Origin of the sequence: Pseudomonas sp. CAN1 (assembly GCF_030462585.1) — a bacterium.
Lineage (GTDB): Bacteria > Pseudomonadota > Gammaproteobacteria > Pseudomonadales > Pseudomonadaceae > Pseudomonas.
The window spans coordinates 1-20,683 of sequence record NZ_JASMRU010000045.1 but is presented as its reverse complement, the minus strand read 5'-3'; the positions used below and the strand labels follow the sequence as shown (position 1 = coordinate 20,683).

Here is a 20,683-nt window from a genome sequence, read left to right as displayed (position 1 = left end):
AGCCTGAAGCGGGTCGCTGCTGTTAGAATGCCCGCCTATTCTGCTCAGTCTTTCATCGGGAGTACCCATGGGCGCCGCCAACCGAGCCACGGTGGAAAACCTTCTCCGCCAGATCAACGACCCTCACACCGGCCAGAACCTGCTGGACGCCGGCTACCTGCGCGAACTGGACATCCAGGGCGGGCGCGTCGCGCTGACCCTGGAGCTGGGCTACGCCGCCGGGCTGTTCAAGAATGGCCTCGCGCAGACCGTGCAGATGGCCCTGGAAGCGCTGGATGGCGTCGACTCGGCCCAGGTCAAGGTGGAAACCCACATCGCCGCGCACAAGGCCCAGGCCCAGGTGCCGGGGATGAGCAACGTCAAGAACATCATCGCCGTGGCCTCCGGCAAGGGCGGCGTGGGCAAGTCCACCACCGCCGCCAACCTCGCGCTGGCGCTGGCCCGCGAAGGCGCCAAGGTCGGCATCCTCGACGCCGACATCTATGGCCCGAGCCAGGGCATCATGTTCGGCATCCCCGAAGGCACCCGGCCGAAAATTCGCGAGCAGAAGTGGTTCATCCCGCTGGAAGCTCACGGCGTCGAAGTCATGTCCATGGCCTTCCTCACCGACGACAACACCCCGGTCGTTTGGCGCGGCCCGATGGTTTCCGGCGCGCTGCTGCAGCTGATTACGCAGACCGCCTGGAACGACCTGGATTACCTGGTCATCGACATGCCGCCGGGCACCGGCGACATCCAGCTGACCCTGGCGCAGAAAGTCCCGGTGGCCGGCTCGGTGATCGTCACCACCCCGCAGGACCTGGCCCTGCTCGACGCCAGGAAAGGCGTGGAGATGTTCCGCAAGGTCAACATTCCGGTGCTGGGCGTGGTCGAGAACATGGCCGTGCACATCTGCTCCAACTGCGGCCATGCCGAGCACCTGTTCGGCGAAGGCGGCGGCGAGAAGCTGGCGGCGCAGTATGGTGTGGAGCTGCTGGCATCGCTGCCGCTGTCCATGGCCATCCGCATGCAGGCCGACGGTGGCAAGCCCACCGTGATCGCCGACCCGGAAAGTCAGCTGGCGATGATCTACCAGGAAATGGCCCGCTGCGTCGGCGCCCGTATCGCCCTGAGCGAGAAGGCCGCGCCGGACATGCCGAACATCTCCATCAGCGACGACTGATACGCAGGGACTGCCATGCGCAAGGATGCGAAAACCGCCGCCGGCTGGCTGCTGGCGGCGTGCATGGGCCTCGCTGGTTCGCAGGCCTGGGGCGCCGACGAGGATTCTGCCGACTGGCAGGCTCAGTGCGTGATCGGCGGCCAGCCCGTGACCCTGGACTTCCGCTCCGCCTCGGGCGATGCCTTCGAGGACGACATGGCCGTGCAGGCGCGCCGGGCCGATGGCTCCAGCGTGCCGCTGCCACTACCTCCCGCCCTCTACCACGCCACCGGTTTGCTCGGCAGCCCGCAGAGCGCCTGCGACCCAGTGCCGCTGCTGGACATGGGCAAGGGCCTCGGCCTGCTGCTGGTAGTGCGCGACAACCGCCCCGGCCTGCCGGTGGTCGATGCGCTGCTGCTGGATCTCGCCACTCTGCAGGTGCTGGACAAGCGCCTGGGCGACCCCGGCGCCGTGGAAGGCTTGCTGAAGACTGCCAGCCTGGTCGTGCGCCAGTCTCCCGAAGGCGTCGACCTGCGCCTGGTGCGCGAGGCTGTACCTGGCGCCGAGTGCGATTGCGCTGACGCCTACGCTGAAGACTGGCTGCGCTTTTCGGTGGACCAGCGCAAGTTGCACACAGCCTGGTTGCCCTGAGAACTTATAGCGGCCACTCCGTACCGGCGCCGGCAGGAAACTGGCCGGAGCGTAGTTCGTCCAGAGTGAGCTCGCGTCCGGTCCAGACACGCACCTTGCGTGCGCCGGCGCTGCGGCAGAGCTCACTGAATCCGCGGGCCTCGACCTGGGTCAGTCCGCCTTCGAGGTGCTCCTGCAGGTGCACGATCACCACCGGCTTGGCCATGAACAGGGATTTGGGCAGCAGGCGCCGGAACAGCAGCTGCAAGGTCTTCTCGCCGATGGAAAAATTCGCCAGCAGGGTCCGTGGATGATCGAAGCCGTTGAGCACCTCGACGCCTTCCTGGCCTTTCAACTGCTGTGCCGCCTCGCCGGAGGCGAGGATCACGGGCTTGGTGTTTTCGTAGCGCAAGGCCAGTAGCGGCGGTTCGCCGAACACCTGGCCGGAGGGCAGCACTACACCGCTGACCCAGTGGCGGGAAATTTTCAGGTAGATAGTGGGCAAAAAATGATCAAGCATGCGGAGCTCTTCCTTGAGTCAGTGCGGCGCAGGTTACGGAAATCCACCGAAGGCCGTCGACCATCCGGCCGCACCCTTTGCTGGAAATTGTGACGCCCGGTAAGATTCGCCTTCTTTTTTCAACCGCCGCACAGGACACCCGCCATGAGCATCAAATCGGACAAGTGGATTCGCCGCATGGCTCAGGAACACGGCATGATCGAGCCGTTCGTCGAGCGCCAGATTCGCGGTGCCGATGACAGCCGGGTGATTTCCTACGGTGTTTCCAGCTACGGCTACGACGTACGCTGCGCCGCCGAATTCAAAGTGTTCACCAACATCCACTCGGCCGTGGTCGACCCGAAGAACTTCGACGAGAAGAGCTTCGTCGACATCAACAGCGACGTCTGCATCATCCCGCCGAACTCCTTCGCCCTGGCCCGCACCGTCGAGTACTTCCGCATCCCGCGTGACGTGCTGACCATCTGCCTGGGCAAGAGCACCTACGCGCGCTGCGGCATCATCGTCAACGTGACCCCGCTGGAACCGGAGTGGGAAGGCCACGTGACCCTGGAATTCTCCAACACCACCAACCTGCCGGCGAAGATCTACGCCCATGAAGGCGTGGCGCAGATGCTGTTCCTGCAGTCGGACGAAGCCTGCGAAGTGTCCTACCGCGATCGCGGCGGCAAGTACCAGGGCCAGACCGGCGTCACCCTGCCCAAGGCCTGATCACCACTCAGAGAGAAAACGGACATGACCTCGCAAGGATTGCGGGGCCTGCTGTGCGCCCTGTTGCTCGGCGCCAGCGGCCATCTGGCGGCCGCCGAACTGAATGTCACCCCTGGTGGCGAAGTGCTCGGCCTGCCATCCAACGCTCCCCTGAACCAATTCGTCGAACGCCTGGGTGAGCCCACGGCGCGCCTGCCCATGCTTGGCGGTCAGCAAGGCCTGCTCTACGGCAACGCCACGCTGCTGGTGTTCAAGGGGCAGCGCCTGACTGAAGTGCGCTGCTGGCTGCACAGCCGGTTCACGTCGTCGCTGTACCTCGGCTGGCTGAGCCAGGTCGAGCCGGGCAAGGACCCGCTGACCTTCGCCGTGGACGGCAAGCTGCACCTGGGCCAGGAGCGTGGCGCAGCTTCGGGCTGGCTCAACGGCCTGGAGGGCGACGGCGACGAACTGTCCGATATCCGTGTACGCGACGGCAGCGAAATCTGGCTGGGCTACGGCAATTCCGAGGACTACGGCATCCAGGGCGAGAGCCGGCAGGTCGTGGTGTCCCTCAGCGTGAGCATTGCCGAACCGCCTGCCGCTGCGGCTTCAATGGGCGTGATGAGCCGTCCCTAGCACTTCCAGCATGAAAGCCGCGCGCTCCTCCACCTCTGCGAGCGGCAACGGCACGACGCGATAGCCCAGTTCTTCGTACACCTCGGTCATCACCGCCGCGGTTCGCTGCGCTTCGGCAAAGTCCTGCCGGCGTTCGGCGTCGTTGCAGTAGATGGCTTCCCATGCGGGCGCCAGGAATACGGTTGGTTCGTAGCGCAGTTCCCGTGCGGCAGTTTTCAGCGGGTCCGGAACCACCAGGCCGCAGAGTCGCGCGTACCCCAGCACGTCGGGCAGGCCGCGATCAAACAGCCACAGTCCTCCCGCATCGAGCGCCCGCTGGCGCGTCGTCAGCGCGTGCTCGAACATCGCTTGGCAGAAGGCCTCGCGGTTTGCCCACGGCAGAGCATCGCCACCACGGGCCAGTTGCTCGCGGATGATGGCGCGGCCGCCTTCCTCGACGATGTTCAGGCCGTGATGCTGGTGCAGATGTTCGAGCAGCGTGCTCTTGCCGGTGCCGGGGCCGCCGGTGATGACGATGAGGGATTCGGACATGGCGATGACTCCTGGGTGAAAGGATGCGGGAGTAACGGCCGGGGAAAGGTCTTGCGAAGGGCAGTACAGCGGAAGCGGGGCGGGGAAAAAAGAAAGGCACCCAGAGGGTGCCTGAATATGATCATGGAGTAAGTCAACAATTCTGATTCCGGGGCGGGAGCCAAGTTCCCGGTCCCCGGAAATATTTTTCAGATCATCACTTCTCCGGCACCAGCGTCAGGCGCTTCACGCCGTAGACCTTCTCCAGGTTCTGCGACTGGAAGGGGAAGCTCATGTAGTTGCCCTTCAGCCAGGCGTCGATGCCGTCGGCATAGTGCGGGCTGGCCGGGTTGCCGGACTGGCCGCTGCTGTTGAGGCCCATCATCGGCTCGCTCTGGCCGAAGTCGACGACCAGGCGCATGGCCGGGATCAGCCAGGTGTTGAAGTCCTGGCCCCAGTGGTAGGCCGAGACGTTCAGCGTGCTGTGGTCGCCGCCGGCCGGGTAGGGGCCGCGGTCCAGGTAGCCCTTGATCGCGCCCAGGCTGGCGCGTTCGCCGGCGCTGAGGTTGGGCGCCATCTTGGTGCTGTCGCTGACCCACTCGTAGGTGTGCAGCTTGCCCCATTGCCAGGCGCGGCGGTCGCTGCCCAGCTTCTGCTCGCAGAAGGCGGTGGCGGCGGCCAGGCTGCGGGCGAGGATCGCCGGCTTGTCTTCCTTCTGCGGGGTGCGCGTGTCATCCCAGAACGGGCTGTCGTCGCGGCCCAGCAGATGGTCGGCCTGGGCCGAGTAGGAGAGGTTGGCGGTCTCGACGAAGGCCTTCCACGAGGGGCTGTCTTCCGGGCCCAGTTCGTCGAGGAAGATCTGCTTGGCGCTTTCCTGCAGGAAGGCTTCGTAGAGCGCGGCGTCGCCGGAGGTGGCGGCGAGCTTGCCGTCGAACGCCATGATCCGGTCCAGCGCTTCGCGGGCGCGGGCGCGCTGGTCGGCGGGCAGGGCGTCGATGGCTTTCTTCAGCGGCTGGGCCATGCCCGGCGCGTCGAACATCGCCTGCAGCTTGCCGGCGAACGGCGTGGTCTGGTCGTACTGCATGGCGATCATGCTGCGGTAGTCGTGGCTCTTGCTGCCGCCGGCGAGCTGGGCGATGCGCTCGTAGCGCTCCGGGTAGTACCAGGAGCTGGACAGCTGCGCGCCGTAGCCCGGCTGCACGCTGCGGTGGTTGGCGGTGCCCAGCCAGCCTTGCGCCGGGTCCTGGTCGGACGGGTGCAGGATCGGGTCGGCGTAGCCGTCCCAGTCATAGCGCCCGTCCCAGCCGGGGGAGGGCAACAGGCCACGGCCTTCCTTGCGGTTGGGGAAGCGCCCGGTGACCTGCCAGCCGATGTGTTTCTCGTCGGCGAACACGATGTTCAGCGCCATGGCGCGCACGTCGCGGGTGGCGTCGAAGGCCTGCTCGACGTTCTTCGCGCGGGACAGGTCGAAGAAGGCGTCGAGGGTGCGATCGGTCTCGCCCTGGATGCTCTGGTAGGCGATGCCGTAGCCGCTGGACAGCGGCAGCGGTTGCAGGTCCTGCTTGCGCTCGCCCAGCGCGCTGTTCAGCAGCGGGCCGTGGCGGGTTTCGTAGATGACTTCGCGGATCGGGCTCTGGCCCTTGATGAAGAAGGTCTCGTTGCGCTCGATGGCGGGCTTCCACTGGCCGTCGGCGAGGTAGTAGAGCTTGCTGCCCTGGCGTTTCACCTGTTCGAGGAAGAGGTCCTGGTTGTCGCCCATGACCATGGTCATGCCCCAGGCCAGCTTGCCGTTGAAGCCGGCGACCACGCCCGGCACGCCGGCGATGGAGACACCTGCGGCGTTGTACTTGGGCGAGCGGATCTGCACGTAGTTCCACACCGAAGGCATGGACAGCGGCAGGTGGGTGTCGTTGGCCAGGATGCTCTTGCCGCTGCGGGTGCGCTGCGGGGCGATGGCCCAGTTGTTGGAAGCGGCGACGCCCATCATCTGCAGCGAGGCGACCTGCCCGGCGGCGCGGTCGAGGGCGTCGAGGCCAGCGATTTTGCCGTCCAGGCGCAGGCCCTTGAGCTTCTCGGCTTCCTCGAAGGGCAGCGCTTCGTCCGGGTAGATCGGCGTCAGCCAGGGCAGCTTGTCGGCGCCGACCTTCTGCGCGAGCACCAGGGAGGCGATTTCCTCCTGCAGGTTCACCGCCAGGCCGAAATTCAGCAGGCTGAAGACCAGCGCGGAGTCTTCCGGCTTCCAGTATTCGGGCCGGTAGCCGGACTCGGCCAGGTCCATCGGCAGCTTGTCGCGGTAGCGGTACAGGTAGGCGTTGACGCCGCGCGCGTAGGTCTCGAAGAAGCGCTTCAGGCGCGGCGAGGAACCGGCATACAGCGCGTCGGCGGCTTTCTTCAGGTTTACCGTGCGCATGAAACGGTCGGTTTCCAGGGCGCCGGGGCCGACCATCTCGGACAGGCGTCCCTGGGCCATCAGGCGCAGGCCGACCATCTGGCTGATGCGGTCGCTGGCATGCACGTAGCCCAGGGTGAACAGCGCATCGTGGAAGGTGCTGGTCTCGATCAGCGGCATCCCCAGGCTGTTGCGGCGGATCGATACGTTGTCCGCCAGGCCCTTGATCGGCTGCACGCCATAGCTGGGCGGCAGGCTGTCGGAATAGCGGTCGTTGAGCCAGCCCTGGCAGCCACTGAGGCTGACAGCGGCGCTGAGGGTGGCGGCAAGGCCGAAGCTGGGAAGCCGGCGGAAGGCTCGCGGGGCCATGGGGATGTGCTCCTGCACAAAGGTGGTCGCTTGAAAGAGGTCGCTTGAAGCGCGCTACGTTAGTGAGCCGAGGATAGCTGTGCAAGCCACGCGCGGCGGGATTTTCAGTGATGGGTCGATAGTCGTGCCAGACAGCAGAAGGCCCGCGCTGGGCGGGCCTTCTTCGCGGTGCTCGGGGCCTGGGTCAGGCGCCGTGGCACTTCTTGTACTTGCTGCCGCTGCCGCAGGGGCAAGGATCGTTGCGGCCCACGTCCTTGAGCGGGTTACGCGCCGGCTCGTGGTTGTGGTTGCAGTGCGGGCCGTGCACGTGGCCATGGTCATGGTGGTGGTCATGATCGTGGTCGTGGTTGCAGTTCGGACCGTGTACGTGGGGTTCCTGGCTCATGGTGACGCTCACTCGGGGATGAAATCGCCGGGAATTATCTCGCCATTGCGGGCGATGTGCACGCTCTGTCCGAACAGCAGGCCGGTCTTCACCTCACCGGTGAGGCTGTACTGGATCGGCTTGTCCGGGTCTTCCAGCAGCTTGACGATGTACTTCATGTGCCGCCACAGGTTGGTGGTCACCGGTACTTCGAAGGTTTCATGACCATTGGCCGGCACTGTGAACCAGTTATTCGACTCGCCCTCGGCGAGATCGACATCATTGAGCTTGACCTTGTAGGCCAGGCCGCGAACCGGGAGGCTGAAGTCATTCGGATTGTCGATGCGGAAGTGCAGGACGAATTCCTGCTCCAGCAAGCGGGCCTTCACGACGTCGACCTTTTGCAGCTTCACGTCGGGCTGCTGGAAATCGCCAGCCATCCAGCTACAGCCCGATACGAGACCGAACAGCCAGATCAGGCTGAGAATTCTTATCATTTGCGCCTGATAATTCATGTCTACCCCTCAAGACGCCCCAGTGTACCAAGCACCTGCTCGGCTGCAAGTTGTTGTTACGTTAAAAGAAGCTGCACCATACTGGCCGAATGTAACCGGCGGGTTAACACAGGAGAGTGAAGATGAGCCGCTATGAGATTGCTTTCTCCGGCCAGACGGTGCCGGGTGCCCAGTTGGACACGGTGAAAGCCAACCTGGCCAAGCTGTTCCAGGCCGACGCCCAGCGTATCGCGCTGCTGTTCTCCGGCCGCCGCATGGTGATCAAGAACAACCTCGACGCGGAGGCTGCGGAAAAGTACCGCAGCGTGATCGAGCGCGCCGGCGCCGTCGTTGAAGTGGTCGACATGGACGCGCAGATCGAGGAAATCGAACTGGCGCCGCCGCCTTCCGCCGAGCCGGTGGCCGCGCCTGTGCGCCCGGCTGCGGTAGCCGAGGCCGCGCCGCAGGGTCGCCTGAAGGTGGCACCGCGCGATGAGTACATGGCGGCTTTTGCCGATGTCGAGGCGCCGGACTTCGGCCTGGCCCCGGTGGGCTCCGACCTGCAGGACGAGAAGCCCGAGGCCCAGGCGCCGCGGGTGGACCTGAGCCAGTTCAGCGTTGCCCCGGTGGGCAGCGACATGGGTCAGGCCAAGCCGGCACCGACAGGGCCTGCGCCGGACACCAGCCATCTTAAGCTTGCGGACTGATCAGTCGCCCTGGTGCGGGTCGTCCTTGTAGACGAACTTGGGCATTTCCCAGCGGAAGCGGATTGCCAGCATGCGGAACAGGAAGCCGGCGGACAGGGTGATCAGCATGGCCTGTTCCTTGGGCAGGTCGAGCTGCAGGCAGATCAGGTAGCACCAGGCGCTGGCGAAGGACACGCTGGCGTACAACTCGCGGCGGAAGATCAGCGGTACGTCGTTGCAGAAGATGTCCCGCAGGATGCCGCCGAAGACCCCGGTGATCACCCCGCTCACGGCGGCGATCAGCAGGCTGTGGCCCATCTCCAGGCTGACCTGGCAGCCAATCAGGGTGAAGGCCACCAGGCCCACGGCGTCCAGCGCGAGGAACATCGAGCGCAGGTGGCGCATCAGCGGCGCTATGAACACGGTGAACAGCGCGGCGCCGGCGGTCAGCGCCAGGTACTCGGGGTGGCGCACCCAGGTCAGCGGGTAGTGCCCCAGCAGCATGTCGCGCACCGAGCCACCACCCAGGGCGGTGACGCAGGCCACCAGCACCACGCCGAACAGGTCCATGCTGCGCCGCCCGGCGGACAGCGCGCCGGTCATGGCTTCGGCGGTGATGGCGATGATGTAGAGAACGGTCAGCAGCATGGCGAGGTCCGGCAGGGGTAGCCGGTGCGACGAATCACCGCCGCCCCGGAAAAAAGCGCGGATTCTAGCCCAGACACCGAGCGCCCCCAAGGGGTGCAAGTTGGCGCCTCACTCGATGCTGTCCAACTCGATCCTGGCCTATTCAATCCTGTCCTATTCAATCCAGGGACCGCAGCATTTCTTCAGCTTCCCGCCGGCGCCGCAGGGGCACGGATCGTTGCGCCCGAGTTTCATCGGCACCGTGGGGTCGAGGAAGTACCAGCGACCTTCGCGCTGGACGAACCCCGAGCATTCGCGGTGGCTGTGCTCGCCCGCAGCGTCGTGCCAGCGGGCGATGAAGGTTACCCGCGCGTGCTCCGGCTGGCCGCCGAGAACCTCATGGCTGACCACCTCCAGGCCCAGCCAGGTGCTGCCAAGGCTCCAGCTGCGGATGGCATCCAGGTCCAGGCCCGGTTGCTGGGCCGGCAGCGTGGTGTCGTGCAAGTAGTCCACCAGGCCGAGCACGTAGGCGCTGTAGCGCGAGCGCATCAGCGCCTCGGCGGTCGGCGCGCTCTGGCCGGCGTGCAGGCGCCCGCAGCAGTSGGGCAGCGGACGGCCGCTGCCGCAGGGACAGGTCGGTTCGATCATGGTCACCACCAGTACTTCCCGAAGTTTTGCGGATTGGCCCAGAACTTCGCGTTGAGCCAGTCCGGGACCTGCTTGTATTCGTGCAGATCGTAGGTGAACAGGGTGATCACCTGGGCGTCGCGCTGGAAGCGCTCGCTGGCCTGCATGGCCAGGGCATAGAAGTCGGCGTCCTGCGCCTGCGCGGCATCGAGGTCGACCAGCACCGCCACGCGACTGCTATTGAGGTTGCGGATGCCGCCCACCAGTTGCTGCGCTTCGCGCCGCGGCAGGTGTTCCAGGCAGTCGGCCAGCAGCGCGAGGTCGTAGCGCTGGCCGGCCAGCTCAGGCGGCAGCGCCCCGGCGTCGGCGTGGAACAGTTCGCAATCCGGGTGCGCCGCGAGGAAGGCATCCACCGCCGGAATCTGGCTGGCGCCCACCAGCAGCAGGCGCTGCGGAGCGTAGCGATCGAGCAGGGCGGCGAGGGCTTGTTGCGGCGTGCGTGATGAAATCATGGGGCTCGTCGATGCAAAAAATAATGAACGAAGACTAGCGTGTGACACCCATATGGCCTAGTGCTGGCGCATTCTGTCAGTCACGTCTTTACTCGGTAATTGTCGGTCAAGACCCGATCATTAGAGGAGACTTAACTTTATGAGCATCAAAAGGACCGCTTTACCCCTGCTGCTGGTAAGCACGTTGCTCACCGGCTGCGCAGGGTTGCAGAAGTCCGACTGGCCGACTTGCGCCGTGGTTGGCGGTGTCGGTGGCGCAGGTCTGGGTTCCATCGAAAGCAGCGCATGGGCTGGCTGGGGAGCCCTGATCGGTGGTGTGCTGGGTGCGTCCTATTGCTGGGTGCATGGCGCCGCAGAGCAAGTGGCCGAGGTCCCGCCGCCCGCTCCGGCTCCGGAACCGGCTCCGGCTCCGCTGCCCAAGGAAGAAACCATCGTCGTGCGTGACCTGCACTTCGCCTTCGACTCGTCGAAGATCGATGCGCAGGACAAGGACAAGCTCGACACCATCGCTACCCGCCTGAAAGGCGAGGCCGCGAGCACCGAGCTGAACATTGGCGGCCATACCGACAGCATCGGTACCGACGCCTACAACCAGAAACTGTCCGAGCGCCGTGCCAACGCCGTGTCCAATTACCTGGTCGATGCCGGCGTGCCCGCCAGCAGCATCAAGTCGGTGGTCGGTTATGGCGAGAGCCAGCCGGTTGCGGACAACAAGACCAAGGAAGGCCGCGCCGAGAACCGTCGCGTGGAAATCAAGATCACCCGCCAGTAACTTTGGTGTGATGTCCGCAAAGGGGGCCACTTGGCCCCCTTTGTCATTCCCGCCGCCACTGGCATCGGCCGGGGCTAAGGCGTATGTTCCCCGGCAAAGAAAATCCGGGGGCATTCCATGAAAGCAGTGTTGGGGCTGGGCAAGTTGATTGCCCTGCTGTTCTGGCTGGCGGTGCTGGCCAACCTGTTGCAACCCTTCGCACATCCCTTCAGCACGCTGCTCAATGCGGCCGGCGCGCTGATCCTGCTGATCCACATCCTCGAAGTCCTGGCCCTGGGCAAGCGCCTGCGCGGCCGCCCGCATCCGGGCATCGACCGCCTGCAGATCCTGCTGTTCGGCGCCTTTCATTTCGCTGGCCTGCCGGCTCCTGCACAGCCGCAACCCGAATCCGCAAAAGTAGAAGGAGATACCCATGCGTAAGTCGTTGCTGGGGTTGGCGCTGCTCGCGCCGCTGACCTGTTCCGCCGCCGGGACGGTCACGGTGGAGGCCAATACCGTGCTGCGCCTGCCGGTGAAGGGCGACAGCCTGAGCCTGGACCGCATCAGCGTCGGCCCCGAGGGCGCGCTGCTGATTCCGTCGCGGGTGAAGGAGCTGAAGATCGGCGAGCTGGACCTGGCGAAGAATGCACGGATCGGTGTGTTCCCCGGCAGCGAGGCGCTGCAGATCGACGTGCAGCACGGCAACCTGGCCGACGGCAGCGTGATCGCCGCGCAAGGTAGCTCCGGCAGCTTCGAGAAACCTGCCAGCGGCGGCCGCAACCTGGTGCTACGGCTCCACGATGTAGCGGTGGAGAACCTGCTGATCGACGTCCGTGGTGGTGTCGGCGCTCCGGGCTATGACGGCCTGGACGGCGGCAGCGCGCAGACCCCCGGTTGCCTGTGGGGCAGCGGGCGTTCTGCCGGTGACGGGCAGAACGGCGCTGACGGCCAGCAGGGCGCGTCCGGCGGCGTGGTGCGCCTGGAAGTCCCGGAGCAGTTCGACGTCGAGAAGGTTCGCGTGCGTCTGGAAGGCGGTGCCGGTGGTGCTGGCGGCAAGCCTGGCAAGGCTGGCTCGCGCAGCAGTGAGAAGGGCTGCTGGTTCTACTCGGTGGCGGGCGAGAAGCCTGGCACGGAAGGCCAGGGCGGTGCGGAAGGTTCCAAGGGCGGTGAAGGCCGTCTGGACGTGAAGCGCTTCTGAGTCAGCACCTGCAAAAAAAGCCCGCCCGGTAGACCTGGCGGGCTTTTTTATTGGCAGTGCGGACCTTACCAGTGCGGACGCGCGGCGACGAACGCCACCAGCGCCATGCCGATCAGCAGGTTCAGGCCCACGGTCTTGCGGATCTTGCCCAGCGCGGCGCCGCCGGCCGGCCAGTCCTCGGCGTCCACGGCGCGGCGCAGCTCCGGCAGCTGCAGTGCGACGATGCGCAGGAACAGCGCCAGCATCGCCACATACAGCCCCATCATCACCTGCACATAGCGCGGCGCGCCGGCCATGCCGTTGAAGCTCAGGTGCAGCATGCCCACGCCGGTCACCGGCAGCACGATCACCGCCGCCCATACCCAGAGGAAGAAGCGCGGGAACACCTCCAGCCACAGCTTCAGCCGGGGCGGGGCTTCCAGCGCGGCGACGGCGGCCGGACGCAGGACCATCCAGGCGAAGAACATGCCGCCGACCCAGACCAGGGCGGCCAGGACGTGCAGGGCATAGACGAAGGCAAAGGGTGTCATTCGGACGATCTCCGCTGGCGATTGAAGACAAGCGCGCTATCATAGCCGCCGATTCGAACCACTGAAAATTTATCCAGCATCCGGATGTGTCCCGCAGGGCGCCTCCGGGGCCCGGGAAGTCCATGCTCAGCACCGAACTCAAAGGCACGATCCAGGGCGCCTACTCGCGCTTCCTCGAGGCCAAGGAACTCAAGCCGCGCTACGGCCAGCGCCTGATGATCGCCGAAGTCGCCAAGGTCCTGGGGACCATCGCCAGCGACGAGGAAGGCCATCGCCTGGGCGATGCCGCCGTGGTTGCCGTGGAAGCCGGCACCGGCACCGGCAAGACCGTCGCCTACAGCCTCGCCGCCATCGCCTGCGCCAAGGCCGCCGGCAAGCGTCTTGTAGTCGCCACCGCCACCGTCGCCCTGCAGGAGCAGATCGTTCACAAGGACCTGCCCGACCTGCTGCGCAACTCCGGCCTGTCGTTCAGCTTCGCCCTGGCCAAGGGCCGCGGGCGCTACATGTGCCTGTCCAAGCTCGACCACCTGCTGCAGGAAGGCCAGGCGCAGAGCGCCACCGCCCAGCTGTTCGAGGAAGAAGGCTTCCGCATCGACGTCGACGAGACCTCCAGCAAGCTGTTCAACCAGATGATCGAGCGCCTGGCCGGCAACCGCTGGGACGGCGACCGCGACTCCTGGCCCGAGGCCATCGAGGACGCGCAGTGGGCGCAGGTCACCACCGACCACAGCCAGTGCACCAACCGCCATTGCCCGAACTTCCAGCAGTGCGCTTTCTACAAGGCGCGCGAAGGCATGACCAAGGTCGACGTGATCGTCACCAACCATGACCTGGTGCTGGCCGACCTGGCGCTGGGCGGCGGGGCGATCCTGCCGGACCCGCGCGACACGCTCTACGTGTTCGACGAAGGCCACCACCTGCCGGACAAGGCCATCGGCCATTTCGCCCACTTCACCCGCCTGCGCGCCACCGCCGACTGGCTGGGCCAGGTGGAAAAGAACCTGACCAAGCTGCTGGCGCAGAACCCGCTGCCCGGCGACCTCGGCCGCCTGATCGAGCAGGTGCCGGAGCTGGCCCGCGAGCTGCGCACGCACCAGCAGTTCATGTTCACCGCCTGCGAGGAAGTCGGCGACTTCCGTGCCGGCGAGGACATGGAAGGCCGCGAGCGACCACGCCATCGCTTCGTCGGCGGGGTGATCCCCGAGCACATCCGCGAGATGGGCATCGAGCTGAAAAAGGGCTTCTCCAAGCTCACCGACCTCTTCACCCGTCTCACCGAACTGCTCAAGGAAGCCATGGACGGGGAGGGCAGCGTCGGCATCGCCAGCCACCAGGCCGAGGAGTGGTACCCGCTGTTCGGCAGCCTGCTGTCCCGCGCCCAGGGCAACTGGGAGCTTTGGACCGCCTTCACCAGCGAAGACCCGGAAGACAGCCCGCCGATGGCGCGCTGGCTGACCCTCGCCGAGAGCGGCACCTTCTACGACATCGAGGCCAATGCCAGCCCGATCCTCGCCGCCGAGACCTTGCGCCGCAACTTGTGGAACGTGGCCTACGGCGTGCTGGTGACCTCCGCGACGCTCACCGCGCTGGGCACCTTCGACCGCTACCGCATGCGCGCCGGCCTGCCGCGCGCGGCCGTTACCGCCGTGGTACCGAGCCCGTTCCATCACGCCGATGCCGGCGTGCTGCGCGTGCCCGACCTCAAGGCCGACCCGCGTGATGCCGCCGCCCACACCGCGGCGATCATCCGCGAGCTGCCGGAGATCGTCGAAGGCTCGCGCGGCTCGCTGATCCTGTTCTCCTCGCGCAAGCAGATGCAGGAAGTCTTCGACGGCCTGGACCGCGACTGGCGCAAGCGCGTGCTGATCCAGGGCAACCTGTCCAAGCAGGAAACCCTGAACAAGCACCGCTCGCGGGTCGACGACGGCGAGCCGAGCGTGCTGTTCGGCCTCGCCAGCTTCTCCGAGGGAGTGGACTTGCCTGGCGCCTACTGCGAGCACGTGGTGATCGCCAAGATTCCCTTCGCCGTGCCGGATGACCCGGTGGAAGCGGCACTGTCGGAATGGATCGAGGCCCGCGGCGGCAACCCGTTCATGGAGATTGCCGTGCCCGACGCTTCGCTGCGCCTGGTGCAGGCCTGTGGGCGCCTGCTGCGCACCGAACAGGACCGCGGCACCATCACGCTGCTGGACCGCCGCGTGGTGACGCAGCGCTACGGCAAGGCGATTCTGAACGCGCTACCCCCGTTCCGCCGCGAAATCGCTTGAGTGTGCGGGAGCTTGCTCCCGCGCTGGCTGTCAAACGAACGCCCGTCGCTCGGCGGGCGTGCTGCAAGGACCCGAACACATGATCGCTCCGCGTTGGCATCTGCCGCTGCTGCTCAGCCTGGCCATTGCCAGTGCCCCGGCCTGGTCGGCCGGCGGCAATGAAACCCTGTTCAACTTCGTCAAGCCGATGGCCGTGGTCTCGATCACCACGCAGAACGCCGACCTGCCCAGCTCCACCGCCGAGGCCACGCCCGAGGGCGAGATCCTGCGCCGGGTGAACTTCAACCCGGCGCCGCAGCCGACCCTGCGCCTGGCGCCATCCAGCGGCAGCTGGGACTGGTCGCAGGCCGACAGCATGAGCCTGCGCATCCAGAACGCCATGGACTGGGCGATCACCCTGGAAGTGGAGATCGAAGGTATCAACGGCGCTCCCGGCCTGCGCACCAGCATCGCCCTGCCGCCCGGCCCGGCGCAGACCCTGGTGGTCCCGCTGCAGGCCACTGCCCCGGAAAACTTCGGCATGCGCGCCGGCGTACCGATGCCTGTCACCCAGGACGGCCAGCGCCTGCTGCTGGCGAGCAAGGTGACCGGTGAGCTGAACCGCAGCCAGGTCGGCGCGGTGAAGCTGTTCCTCACTTCGCCCAAGGCCGCCCAGGACATCCTCGTCGGCCGCTTCGGCACCCGTGCCGGCAACGACGAATACCACAAGGCCTACACCGGCATCGTCGACGGCTTCGGCCAGTCCACCCGCAGCGACTGGCCGGAAAAGGTCAAGAGCCCCGAGCAACTGGCCAGCGCCTGGAAGGCCGAAGGCGAGCAGCTGAAGAAGTGGCAGCCGGCGCCCGGCCGTGACGCCTTTGGCGGTCTGCTGGATGGCCCGGCGTTCGAAGGCACCGGCTTCTTCCGCACCGAAAAGCGCAACGGCCGCTGGTGGCTGGTGACACCAGAAGGGCATTCGTTCTGGTCCATGGGCGTCAACGCGGTGAACGCCGACAGCAGCCAGACCTACGTGGAAGGCCGCGAGTACATGTTCGCCAGCCTGCCCAAGGAGGACGAGCCGCTGGCCGTCTTCTACGGCCAGCGTGACGACCGCAGCGGCGTCGGTGCCCAGCAGGGCCGGGCCTTCGGCAATGGCCGCTGGTTCGACTTCTACGCCGCCAACCGCTTCCGCGCCGACGGTGGGCTGAACGCCGATGCCGCCGCAGCCGCCTGGCGCGAGCGCACCGTGCAACGCCTCGGCTCCTGGGGCTTCAACACCCTGGGCGACTGGAGCGATCCGGCCTTCGCCGACGACCCGCGCCTGCCCTACAGCGTGCCGCTGTCCATCAGCGGCGACTACGCCACGGTCAGTACCGGCTACGACTGGTGGGGCGCCATGCCCGATCCGTTCGACCCGCGCTTCGCCATGGCCGCCGAGCGGGCCATCGCCATCGCCGCCCGCGACCATCGCGAGGATGCCTGGCTGCTCGGTTACTACGCCGACAACGAACTGGCCTGGGCCGGCCGCAGCGATGACGCCCAGGGGCACTACGCGCTGGCCTTCGGCGCGCTGAAGCTGTCCACCGACAGCCCGGCCAAGCGTGCCTTCATCAAGCAGCTCAAGGACAAGTACAAGGAGCATGAGCAACTGGCCGAGGCCTGGGGCGTGCAGCTCGGCGCCTGGGAAGATCTTGACGCGCCGGGCTACCAGGCACCGCTGCCCGGCGAAGCGCACCCGGCCATCGCCGAGGACTACAGCAACTTCCTGCGCCTGTACGCCGACCAGTACTTCAAGACGCTGAAGGACTCGCTGCAGTGGCACGCGCCGAACCACCTGCTGCTCGGCCCGCGCTTCGCCGTCAGCACCCCCGAGGCGCTGGCCTCCTGCGCGCAGTACTGCGACATCCTCAGCTTCAACCTTTACGTGCCGTTGCCCGAGCAGGGCTTCGACGCCAGCTACGTGAAGGGCCTGGACAAACCGGTGCTGATCACCGAATTCCACTTCGGCTCCCGCGACCGCGGGCCGTTCTGGGGCGGCGTCGCCGAGGTCTACAACGAGCAGCAGCGTGGCGAGGCCTACCAGCGCTTCCTCGCCGAGGCAGCGAAGCAGCCGAATATCGTCGGCGCGCACTGGTTCCAGTACCTCGACCAGCCCGTCACCGGCCGCCTGCTCGATGGCGAGAACGGCCACATCGGCCTGGTCGGCATCACCGACCTGCCGTTCACCGGCTTCGTCGACGCGGTGCGCAAGGCCAACCAGCAGACGCTCAAGGGCATCGACGAACTCGCCCGCGCCGCCGCCAAGGCGCCCGCCGAGCCCGAGCCGAAGCCGGCACCAGCGGACGACAGCGACGATACGGAGCAGAACTCGGATCAGTGATCCTGACGATGATCCGACATTCGTGAGACCACACCCTGCCTTCGGCAGGGTTCCCAGGGGCGGAGGGCGCTGCTAAGAATGGCGCCTTCCGCCCCTTTTGCATTGATGGAGCCTGAGATGACCCTGAACGGCCACTGCGATCCGCGCTTCACCCCGCTTGCCGATGCCTTCAGCGCGCTGTTCGAGGACCCGCAGGAACGCGGCGCGGCGCTGTGCATCCAGGTCGGCGGCGAGACCGTGGTCGATCTCTGGGCTGGCAGCGCGGGCAAGGAGCCGGGCCAGGAGTGGCAGGCCGACACCCTGCTCAACCTGTTCTCCTGCACCAAGACCTTCGCCGCCGTCGCCGTCCTGCAACTGGTGGAGGAGGGCAAGCTGGAGCTGGACGCACCGGTCGCACGCTACTGGCCGGAGTTCGCCCATGCCGGCAAGCAGGACATCAGCGTGCGCCAGCTGCTCTGCCATCGCGCCGGCCTGCCTGCGATCCGCGAACCGCTGGCGCCCGAGGCGCTGTATGACTGGTCGACGATGACCGCCGCGCTGGCCGCCGAGACGCCCTGGTGGACGCCGGGCGCCGAGCACGGCTACGCACCGATCACCTATGGCTGGCTGGTGGGCGAAGTGATCCGCCGTGTCGACGGTCGTGAGCCGGGGGCCGCCATCATCGCGCGCACCGCCGAACCGCTCGGGCTGGATTTCCACATCGGTCTGGCCGACAGCGAGTTCCACCGCGTGGCGCATATCGCCCGCGGCAAGGGCAACCTGGGCGATGCCGCCGCGCAACGCCTGCTGCGGACCATGATGACCGACGCCGCCGCGCTCTCCACCCGCGCCTTCACCAACCCGCCGTCGGTGCTCACCGGCACCAACAAGCCGGAGTGGCGACGCATGTCGCAGCCGGCGGCCAACGGCCACGGCAATGCGCGCTCGCTGGCCGGTTTCTACAGCGGCCTGCTGCAGGGCAAGCTGCTGGATGATGCCCTGATCGCCGAACTGACCCGCGAGCATGCGCTGGGCGACGACCGCACTTTGCTGACCAGCACGCGCTTCGGCCTGGGCACCATGCTCGACCAGCCGCAGGTGGCCAACGCCACCTACGGCCTCGGCCCGCGCGCCTTCGGTCATCCGGGGGCCGGCGGCTCCATCGGTTTTGCCGACCCCGAACGCGAGCTGGCCTTCGGCTTCGTCGTCAACACCCTCGGCCCCTACGTCCTCATGGACCCGCGCGCCCAGCAGCTGGCGCGCCTGGCCGGCGAGTGCCTGTAGCGACGGGCGGGAGGAACCTTCCTCCCGCAGCGTCTTCTTAAGGTCGTCCGCTTTCGCTGTCCTGGGGGGCTCTCGCCCAGCCAGAGACATGCGCCGCTCGTCAGTTCGGGATTAAAATTCCGTTCCAACTGAGTAAGTTATGCTCAACTTTTAAGCTGATTGCTGAAGTCGAGGCGCGACCGCTTGCCTGTCGCACCCGGTGTTCCTTCATGTCCGGCCCTACGGAATCGCTCCCATGAACCTGCTGTTCTCGAATTCGTTGAAAGTCTCCGCCCTGGCCCTCTGCGTCGGCCTGTCCGCCTGCAGCCAGTTCCAGTCCCAGGACCCGGCCAAGGCCGCGGACAGCAGCGCCGCCGCTGCCAAACCGGCTGCCGGCAGTGGCCTCTGGACGTGGCTTTTCGGCGGCGACGAGGAAGTGACCGCCGCCGTTCCTGCCGAGCAGAAGAAGCCGGTGGAAGCGCCCAAGGTCGCCGAAGCCGGCAGCAAGCAACCCGGTGACCACTGGTGGTGGCCGTTCGGTGCCGGCGACAGCCAGCCAAGCGCCGATAAGGCCGCCAAGCCGCAGGAGATCAAGGTCACCAAGGAGTGGCTGGACCAGCACGAGAAATCCCTGCGTGAAGCGGTGGCCGGCAGCAAGTTCACCGTCGAGCGCCGCGACAATGCCCTGGTACTGATCGCCCCGGTGGACGGCTCGTTCAACCCCAAGCGTCCTGAACTGCTGCTGCCGATCACCCTGGCGCCGCTGGGCAACGTGGCGAAGATGCTGCAGAACGACCCGGAAAGCGGTGTGCTGGTGCTCGGCCACAGCGACAGCAGCGGCGCCAAGGACCTCAACGACAAGGTCAGCCTGCAGCGTGCCCAGGCGGTGTCTTCGATCTTCCGCCTCAGCGGCCTGGGCGCCGACCGCCTGCGCCTGAAGGGCGTCGGCTCCAGCCTGCCGCGCGCCGACAACGCCAGCGCCGAAGGCCGCGCGCTGAACCGCCGCGTCGAAGTGCTGGTGACCCAGCGCTCCAGCCTGCTGGCGCTCGCCCAGGCCAACTGAGCCTCCCTGCACAAAGCGTCATTCCGGCAGGAATGACGCTTGTCGTGGATCAAGCGCGAAGGCGTAACTCTGGATAAGCTTAAGGACTTCTTCTGCAGGAGATTTCCGATGGCCCAGACCCTGGCCGATATGCGCCGCGAATACACCCGTGATGGACTGACCGAAGCCCAGGCGCCCGCCGAGCCGTTCAGCCTGTTCAGCCAGTGGTTCGAGGACGCGGTGAAGACCGAGCAACTGCCGGTCGAACCCAACGCGATGATGCTCGCCACTGCGGATGCCGACGGCCAGCCGCACTGCCGCGTGCTCCTGCTCAAGGGCCTGGACGAGCGTGGCTTCACCTTCTTCAGCAACTACGAAAGCGCCAAGGGCCAGCAACTGACGGAAAACCCGCGGGCGGCCATGACCTTCTTCTGGCCGGCGCTGGAGCGCCAGGTGCGTATCGAAGGCCGGATCGAGAAAGTCTCCGCCGAGGAATCCGCCGCCTACTACCGTGTGCGCCCGCTGGGCAGCCGCCTGGGTGCCTGGGCCTCGCCGCAGAGCCGGGTGATCCAGGGCCGTGGCGAACTGGAGCAACTGCTGGCGGAAACCGAACAGCGCTTTGCCGACGAGGCGCCGAGCTGCCCGGACTTCTGGGGCGGCTTCCGCCTACTGCCGAGCCGCATCGAATTCTGGCAGGGGCGCCCGAGCCGCCTGCACGATCGCCTCAACTACCGCAACGAAAATGGTGCCTGGGTGCGCGAGCGCCTGGCGCCCTGAGCCGCTGGTTGTGCTGATGCGTTTTTCGTAGGAGCGAGCTTGCTCGCGAACCAGGTCTCGCTGAAGTGGTTCGCGAGCAAGCTCGCTCCTACAGAACCATGTCTGCCTGTTGCGCGGTGTAGGATGCCCTCCATCCTCCCGCACAACGGACCTGTCCCCATGAAAGTCGTCATTGCCCCCGACTCCTTCAAGGAAAGCCTCTCCGCCCCCGAGGTCGCCGAGGCCATTTCCCGTGGCTGGCTGCGCGCCCGGCCCGGTGACGAAACCCTGCTGCGGCCCATGGTCGACGGTGGCGAAGGCACGGTGGATGCGGTGCTGGCGG

At 66.5% G+C, this 20,683-nt stretch carries 23 protein-coding genes; 14 read left to right on the top strand and 9 right to left on the bottom strand.

The features are described 5' to 3' along the window. The first annotated feature begins 67 nt into the window (after positions 1–67). Both apbC and QO207_RS28970 read left to right on the top strand, forming a co-directional pair. A complete protein-coding gene (apbC, locus tag QO207_RS28975; protein ID WP_301535696.1) occupies positions 68–1,162 on the top strand; it encodes an iron-sulfur cluster carrier protein ApbC in 1,095 nt (364 codons plus the stop codon). A gap of 15 nt (positions 1,163–1,177) precedes the next feature. Further along, complete coding sequence (locus QO207_RS28970; RefSeq protein ID WP_301535695.1) at positions 1,178–1,792, top strand: hypothetical protein; 615 nt, start codon at positions 1,178–1,180, stop codon at positions 1,790–1,792. Between the two features lie 4 nt (positions 1,793–1,796). On the opposite strand, the gene QO207_RS28965 is transcribed toward QO207_RS28970, so the two are convergent. Further along, on the bottom strand, positions 1,797–2,291 hold the full coding sequence (locus QO207_RS28965; protein WP_301535694.1) for a rod shape-determining protein: 495 nt from the start codon (positions 2,289–2,291) through the stop codon (positions 1,797–1,799). 144 nt (positions 2,292–2,435) lie between these two features. Between QO207_RS28965 and dcd the strand changes: the two genes are divergently transcribed. After that, complete coding sequence (gene dcd, locus QO207_RS28960; protein ID WP_017521037.1) at positions 2,436–3,002, top strand: dCTP deaminase; 567 nt, start codon at positions 2,436–2,438, stop codon at positions 3,000–3,002. A 24-nt stretch (positions 3,003–3,026) separates the two neighbouring features. Beyond that, on the top strand, positions 3,027–3,617 hold the full coding sequence (locus QO207_RS28955; RefSeq protein WP_301535693.1) for a hypothetical protein: 591 nt from the start codon (positions 3,027–3,029) through the stop codon (positions 3,615–3,617). Here QO207_RS28955 and QO207_RS28950 read toward each other — a convergent pair. The 4 genes from QO207_RS28950 to QO207_RS28935 form a co-directional block, all read right to left on the bottom strand. Then, entirely contained in the window at positions 3,591–4,148 is a 558-nt protein-coding gene (locus QO207_RS28950; RefSeq protein WP_301535692.1) for an AAA family ATPase, read from the bottom strand. The genes QO207_RS28955 and QO207_RS28950 overlap by 27 nt on opposite strands. Before the next feature lie 196 nt (positions 4,149–4,344). Then, the gene (locus QO207_RS28945) at positions 4,345–6,885 is read right to left on the bottom strand and encodes a penicillin acylase family protein (protein WP_301535691.1); all 2,541 of its coding nucleotides are present in this window, start codon (positions 6,883–6,885) and stop codon (positions 4,345–4,347) included. Between the two features lie 184 nt (positions 6,886–7,069). After that, positions 7,070–7,270, bottom strand: coding sequence for an SEC-C metal-binding domain-containing protein (locus QO207_RS28940; RefSeq protein ID WP_301535690.1), 201 nt, complete (start codon positions 7,268–7,270; stop codon positions 7,070–7,072). Between the two features lie 8 nt (positions 7,271–7,278). After that, entirely contained in the window at positions 7,279–7,764 is a 486-nt protein-coding gene (locus QO207_RS28935; protein ID WP_301535689.1) for an LEA type 2 family protein, read from the bottom strand. A gap of 122 nt (positions 7,765–7,886) precedes the next feature. On the opposite strand from QO207_RS28935, the gene QO207_RS28930 reads away from it, so the two are divergent. Continuing rightward, a complete protein-coding gene (locus QO207_RS28930) occupies positions 7,887–8,450 on the top strand; it encodes a hypothetical protein (protein ID WP_301535688.1) in 564 nt (187 codons plus the stop codon). Here QO207_RS28930 and QO207_RS28925 read toward each other — a convergent pair whose 3' ends face one another. From QO207_RS28925 to QO207_RS28915, 3 genes are all read right to left on the bottom strand, one after another. Further along, a complete protein-coding gene (locus tag QO207_RS28925; protein WP_301535687.1) occupies positions 8,451–9,077 on the bottom strand; it encodes a trimeric intracellular cation channel family protein in 627 nt (208 codons plus the stop codon). A gap of 153 nt (positions 9,078–9,230) precedes the next feature. Beyond that, positions 9,231–9,704 carry a YchJ family protein gene (locus QO207_RS28920; RefSeq protein WP_301535686.1) on the bottom strand — a complete coding sequence of 158 codons (474 nt, stop codon included), beginning with the start codon at positions 9,702–9,704 and terminating at the stop codon, positions 9,231–9,233. 2 nt (positions 9,705–9,706) lie between these two features. Continuing rightward, on the bottom strand, positions 9,707–10,195 hold the full coding sequence (locus QO207_RS28915) for a DUF6231 family protein (RefSeq protein WP_301535685.1): 489 nt from the start codon (positions 10,193–10,195) through the stop codon (positions 9,707–9,709). 139 nt (positions 10,196–10,334) lie between these two features. Between QO207_RS28915 and QO207_RS28910 the strand changes: the two genes are divergently transcribed. From QO207_RS28910 to QO207_RS28900, 3 genes are all read left to right on the top strand, one after another. Further along, entirely contained in the window at positions 10,335–10,967 is a 633-nt protein-coding gene (locus tag QO207_RS28910; RefSeq protein ID WP_301535684.1) for an OmpA family protein, read from the top strand. A 117-nt stretch (positions 10,968–11,084) separates the two neighbouring features. Further along, on the top strand, positions 11,085–11,387 hold the full coding sequence (locus QO207_RS28905) for a DUF1145 domain-containing protein (RefSeq protein ID WP_301535683.1): 303 nt from the start codon (positions 11,085–11,087) through the stop codon (positions 11,385–11,387). Then, positions 11,380–12,144 (top strand): collagen-like protein, encoded by a 765-nt coding sequence (locus QO207_RS28900; protein ID WP_301535682.1) that lies wholly within the window; start codon positions 11,380–11,382, stop codon positions 12,142–12,144. The genes QO207_RS28905 and QO207_RS28900 overlap by 8 nt, the downstream gene beginning before the upstream one ends. Positions 12,145–12,209: 65 nt before the next feature. Here QO207_RS28900 and QO207_RS28895 read toward each other — a convergent pair whose 3' ends face one another. Then, complete coding sequence (locus QO207_RS28895; protein WP_301535681.1) at positions 12,210–12,674, bottom strand: CopD family protein; 465 nt, start codon at positions 12,672–12,674, stop codon at positions 12,210–12,212. Between the two features lie 122 nt (positions 12,675–12,796). Here QO207_RS28895 and dinG point away from each other — a divergent pair, with 122 nt between their 5' ends. From dinG to QO207_RS28865, 6 genes are all read left to right on the top strand, one after another. Beyond that, positions 12,797–14,941, top strand: coding sequence for an ATP-dependent DNA helicase DinG (gene dinG / locus QO207_RS28890; RefSeq protein WP_301535680.1), 2,145 nt, complete (start codon positions 12,797–12,799; stop codon positions 14,939–14,941). 79 nt (positions 14,942–15,020) lie between these two features. After that, complete coding sequence (locus QO207_RS28885; protein WP_301535679.1) at positions 15,021–17,300, top strand: beta-galactosidase; 2,280 nt, start codon at positions 15,021–15,023, stop codon at positions 17,298–17,300. 117 nt (positions 17,301–17,417) lie between these two features. After that, on the top strand, positions 17,418–18,563 hold the full coding sequence (locus QO207_RS28880) for a serine hydrolase domain-containing protein (protein WP_301535678.1): 1,146 nt from the start codon (positions 17,418–17,420) through the stop codon (positions 18,561–18,563). A gap of 235 nt (positions 18,564–18,798) precedes the next feature. Then, a complete protein-coding gene (locus tag QO207_RS28875) occupies positions 18,799–19,605 on the top strand; it encodes an OmpA family protein (protein WP_301535677.1) in 807 nt (268 codons plus the stop codon). 108 nt (positions 19,606–19,713) lie between these two features. Continuing rightward, a complete protein-coding gene (pdxH, locus tag QO207_RS28870) occupies positions 19,714–20,361 on the top strand; it encodes a pyridoxamine 5'-phosphate oxidase (protein ID WP_301535676.1) in 648 nt (215 codons plus the stop codon). A 159-nt stretch (positions 20,362–20,520) separates the two neighbouring features. After that, a partial coding sequence (locus tag QO207_RS28865) for a glycerate kinase (protein WP_301535714.1) occupies positions 20,521–20,683 on the top strand: 163 nt, incomplete at its 3' end.

Excerpts from the sequence above, each read along its gene's own strand:
- dcd (WP_017521037.1), top strand. The coding sequence starts at position 2,436 with ATGAGCATCAAATCGGACAAGTGGATTCGCCGCATGGCTCAGGAACAC.
- QO207_RS28910 (WP_301535684.1), top strand. The coding sequence starts at position 10,335 with ATGAGCATCAAAAGGACCGCTTTACCCCTGCTGCTGGTAAGCACGTTG.
- apbC (WP_301535696.1), top strand. The coding sequence starts at position 68 with ATGGGCGCCGCCAACCGAGCCACGGTGGAAAACCTTCTCCGCCAGATC.
- QO207_RS28880 (WP_301535678.1), top strand. The coding sequence starts at position 17,418 with ATGACCCTGAACGGCCACTGCGATCCGCGCTTCACCCCGCTTGCCGAT.
- pdxH (WP_301535676.1), top strand. The coding sequence starts at position 19,714 with ATGGCCCAGACCCTGGCCGATATGCGCCGCGAATACACCCGTGATGGA.
- QO207_RS28925 (WP_301535687.1), bottom strand. The coding sequence starts at position 9,077 with ATGCTGCTGACCGTTCTCTACATCATCGCCATCACCGCCGAAGCCATG.
- QO207_RS28900 (WP_301535682.1), top strand. The coding sequence starts at position 11,380 with ATGCGTAAGTCGTTGCTGGGGTTGGCGCTGCTCGCGCCGCTGACCTGT.
- QO207_RS28965 (WP_301535694.1), bottom strand. The coding sequence starts at position 2,291 with ATGCTTGATCATTTTTTGCCCACTATCTACCTGAAAATTTCCCGCCAC.
- QO207_RS28945 (WP_301535691.1), bottom strand. The coding sequence starts at position 6,885 with ATGGCCCCGCGAGCCTTCCGCCGGCTTCCCAGCTTCGGCCTTGCCGCC.
- QO207_RS28950 (WP_301535692.1), bottom strand. The coding sequence starts at position 4,148 with ATGTCCGAATCCCTCATCGTCATCACCGGCGGCCCCGGCACCGGCAAG.
- QO207_RS28905 (WP_301535683.1), top strand. The coding sequence starts at position 11,085 with ATGAAAGCAGTGTTGGGGCTGGGCAAGTTGATTGCCCTGCTGTTCTGG.
- QO207_RS28930 (WP_301535688.1), top strand. The coding sequence starts at position 7,887 with ATGAGCCGCTATGAGATTGCTTTCTCCGGCCAGACGGTGCCGGGTGCC.
- QO207_RS28935 (WP_301535689.1), bottom strand. The coding sequence starts at position 7,764 with ATGAATTATCAGGCGCAAATGATAAGAATTCTCAGCCTGATCTGGCTG.
- QO207_RS28955 (WP_301535693.1), top strand. The coding sequence starts at position 3,027 with ATGACCTCGCAAGGATTGCGGGGCCTGCTGTGCGCCCTGTTGCTCGGC.
- QO207_RS28875 (WP_301535677.1), top strand. The coding sequence starts at position 18,799 with ATGAACCTGCTGTTCTCGAATTCGTTGAAAGTCTCCGCCCTGGCCCTC.
- QO207_RS28885 (WP_301535679.1), top strand. The coding sequence starts at position 15,021 with ATGATCGCTCCGCGTTGGCATCTGCCGCTGCTGCTCAGCCTGGCCATT.
- dinG (WP_301535680.1), top strand. The coding sequence starts at position 12,797 with ATGCTCAGCACCGAACTCAAAGGCACGATCCAGGGCGCCTACTCGCGC.
- QO207_RS28915 (WP_301535685.1), bottom strand. The coding sequence starts at position 10,195 with ATGATTTCATCACGCACGCCGCAACAAGCCCTCGCCGCCCTGCTCGAT.
- QO207_RS28970 (WP_301535695.1), top strand. The coding sequence starts at position 1,178 with ATGCGCAAGGATGCGAAAACCGCCGCCGGCTGGCTGCTGGCGGCGTGC.
- QO207_RS28940 (WP_301535690.1), bottom strand. The coding sequence starts at position 7,270 with ATGAGCCAGGAACCCCACGTACACGGTCCGAACTGCAACCACGACCAC.
- QO207_RS28895 (WP_301535681.1), bottom strand. The coding sequence starts at position 12,674 with ATGACACCCTTTGCCTTCGTCTATGCCCTGCACGTCCTGGCCGCCCTG.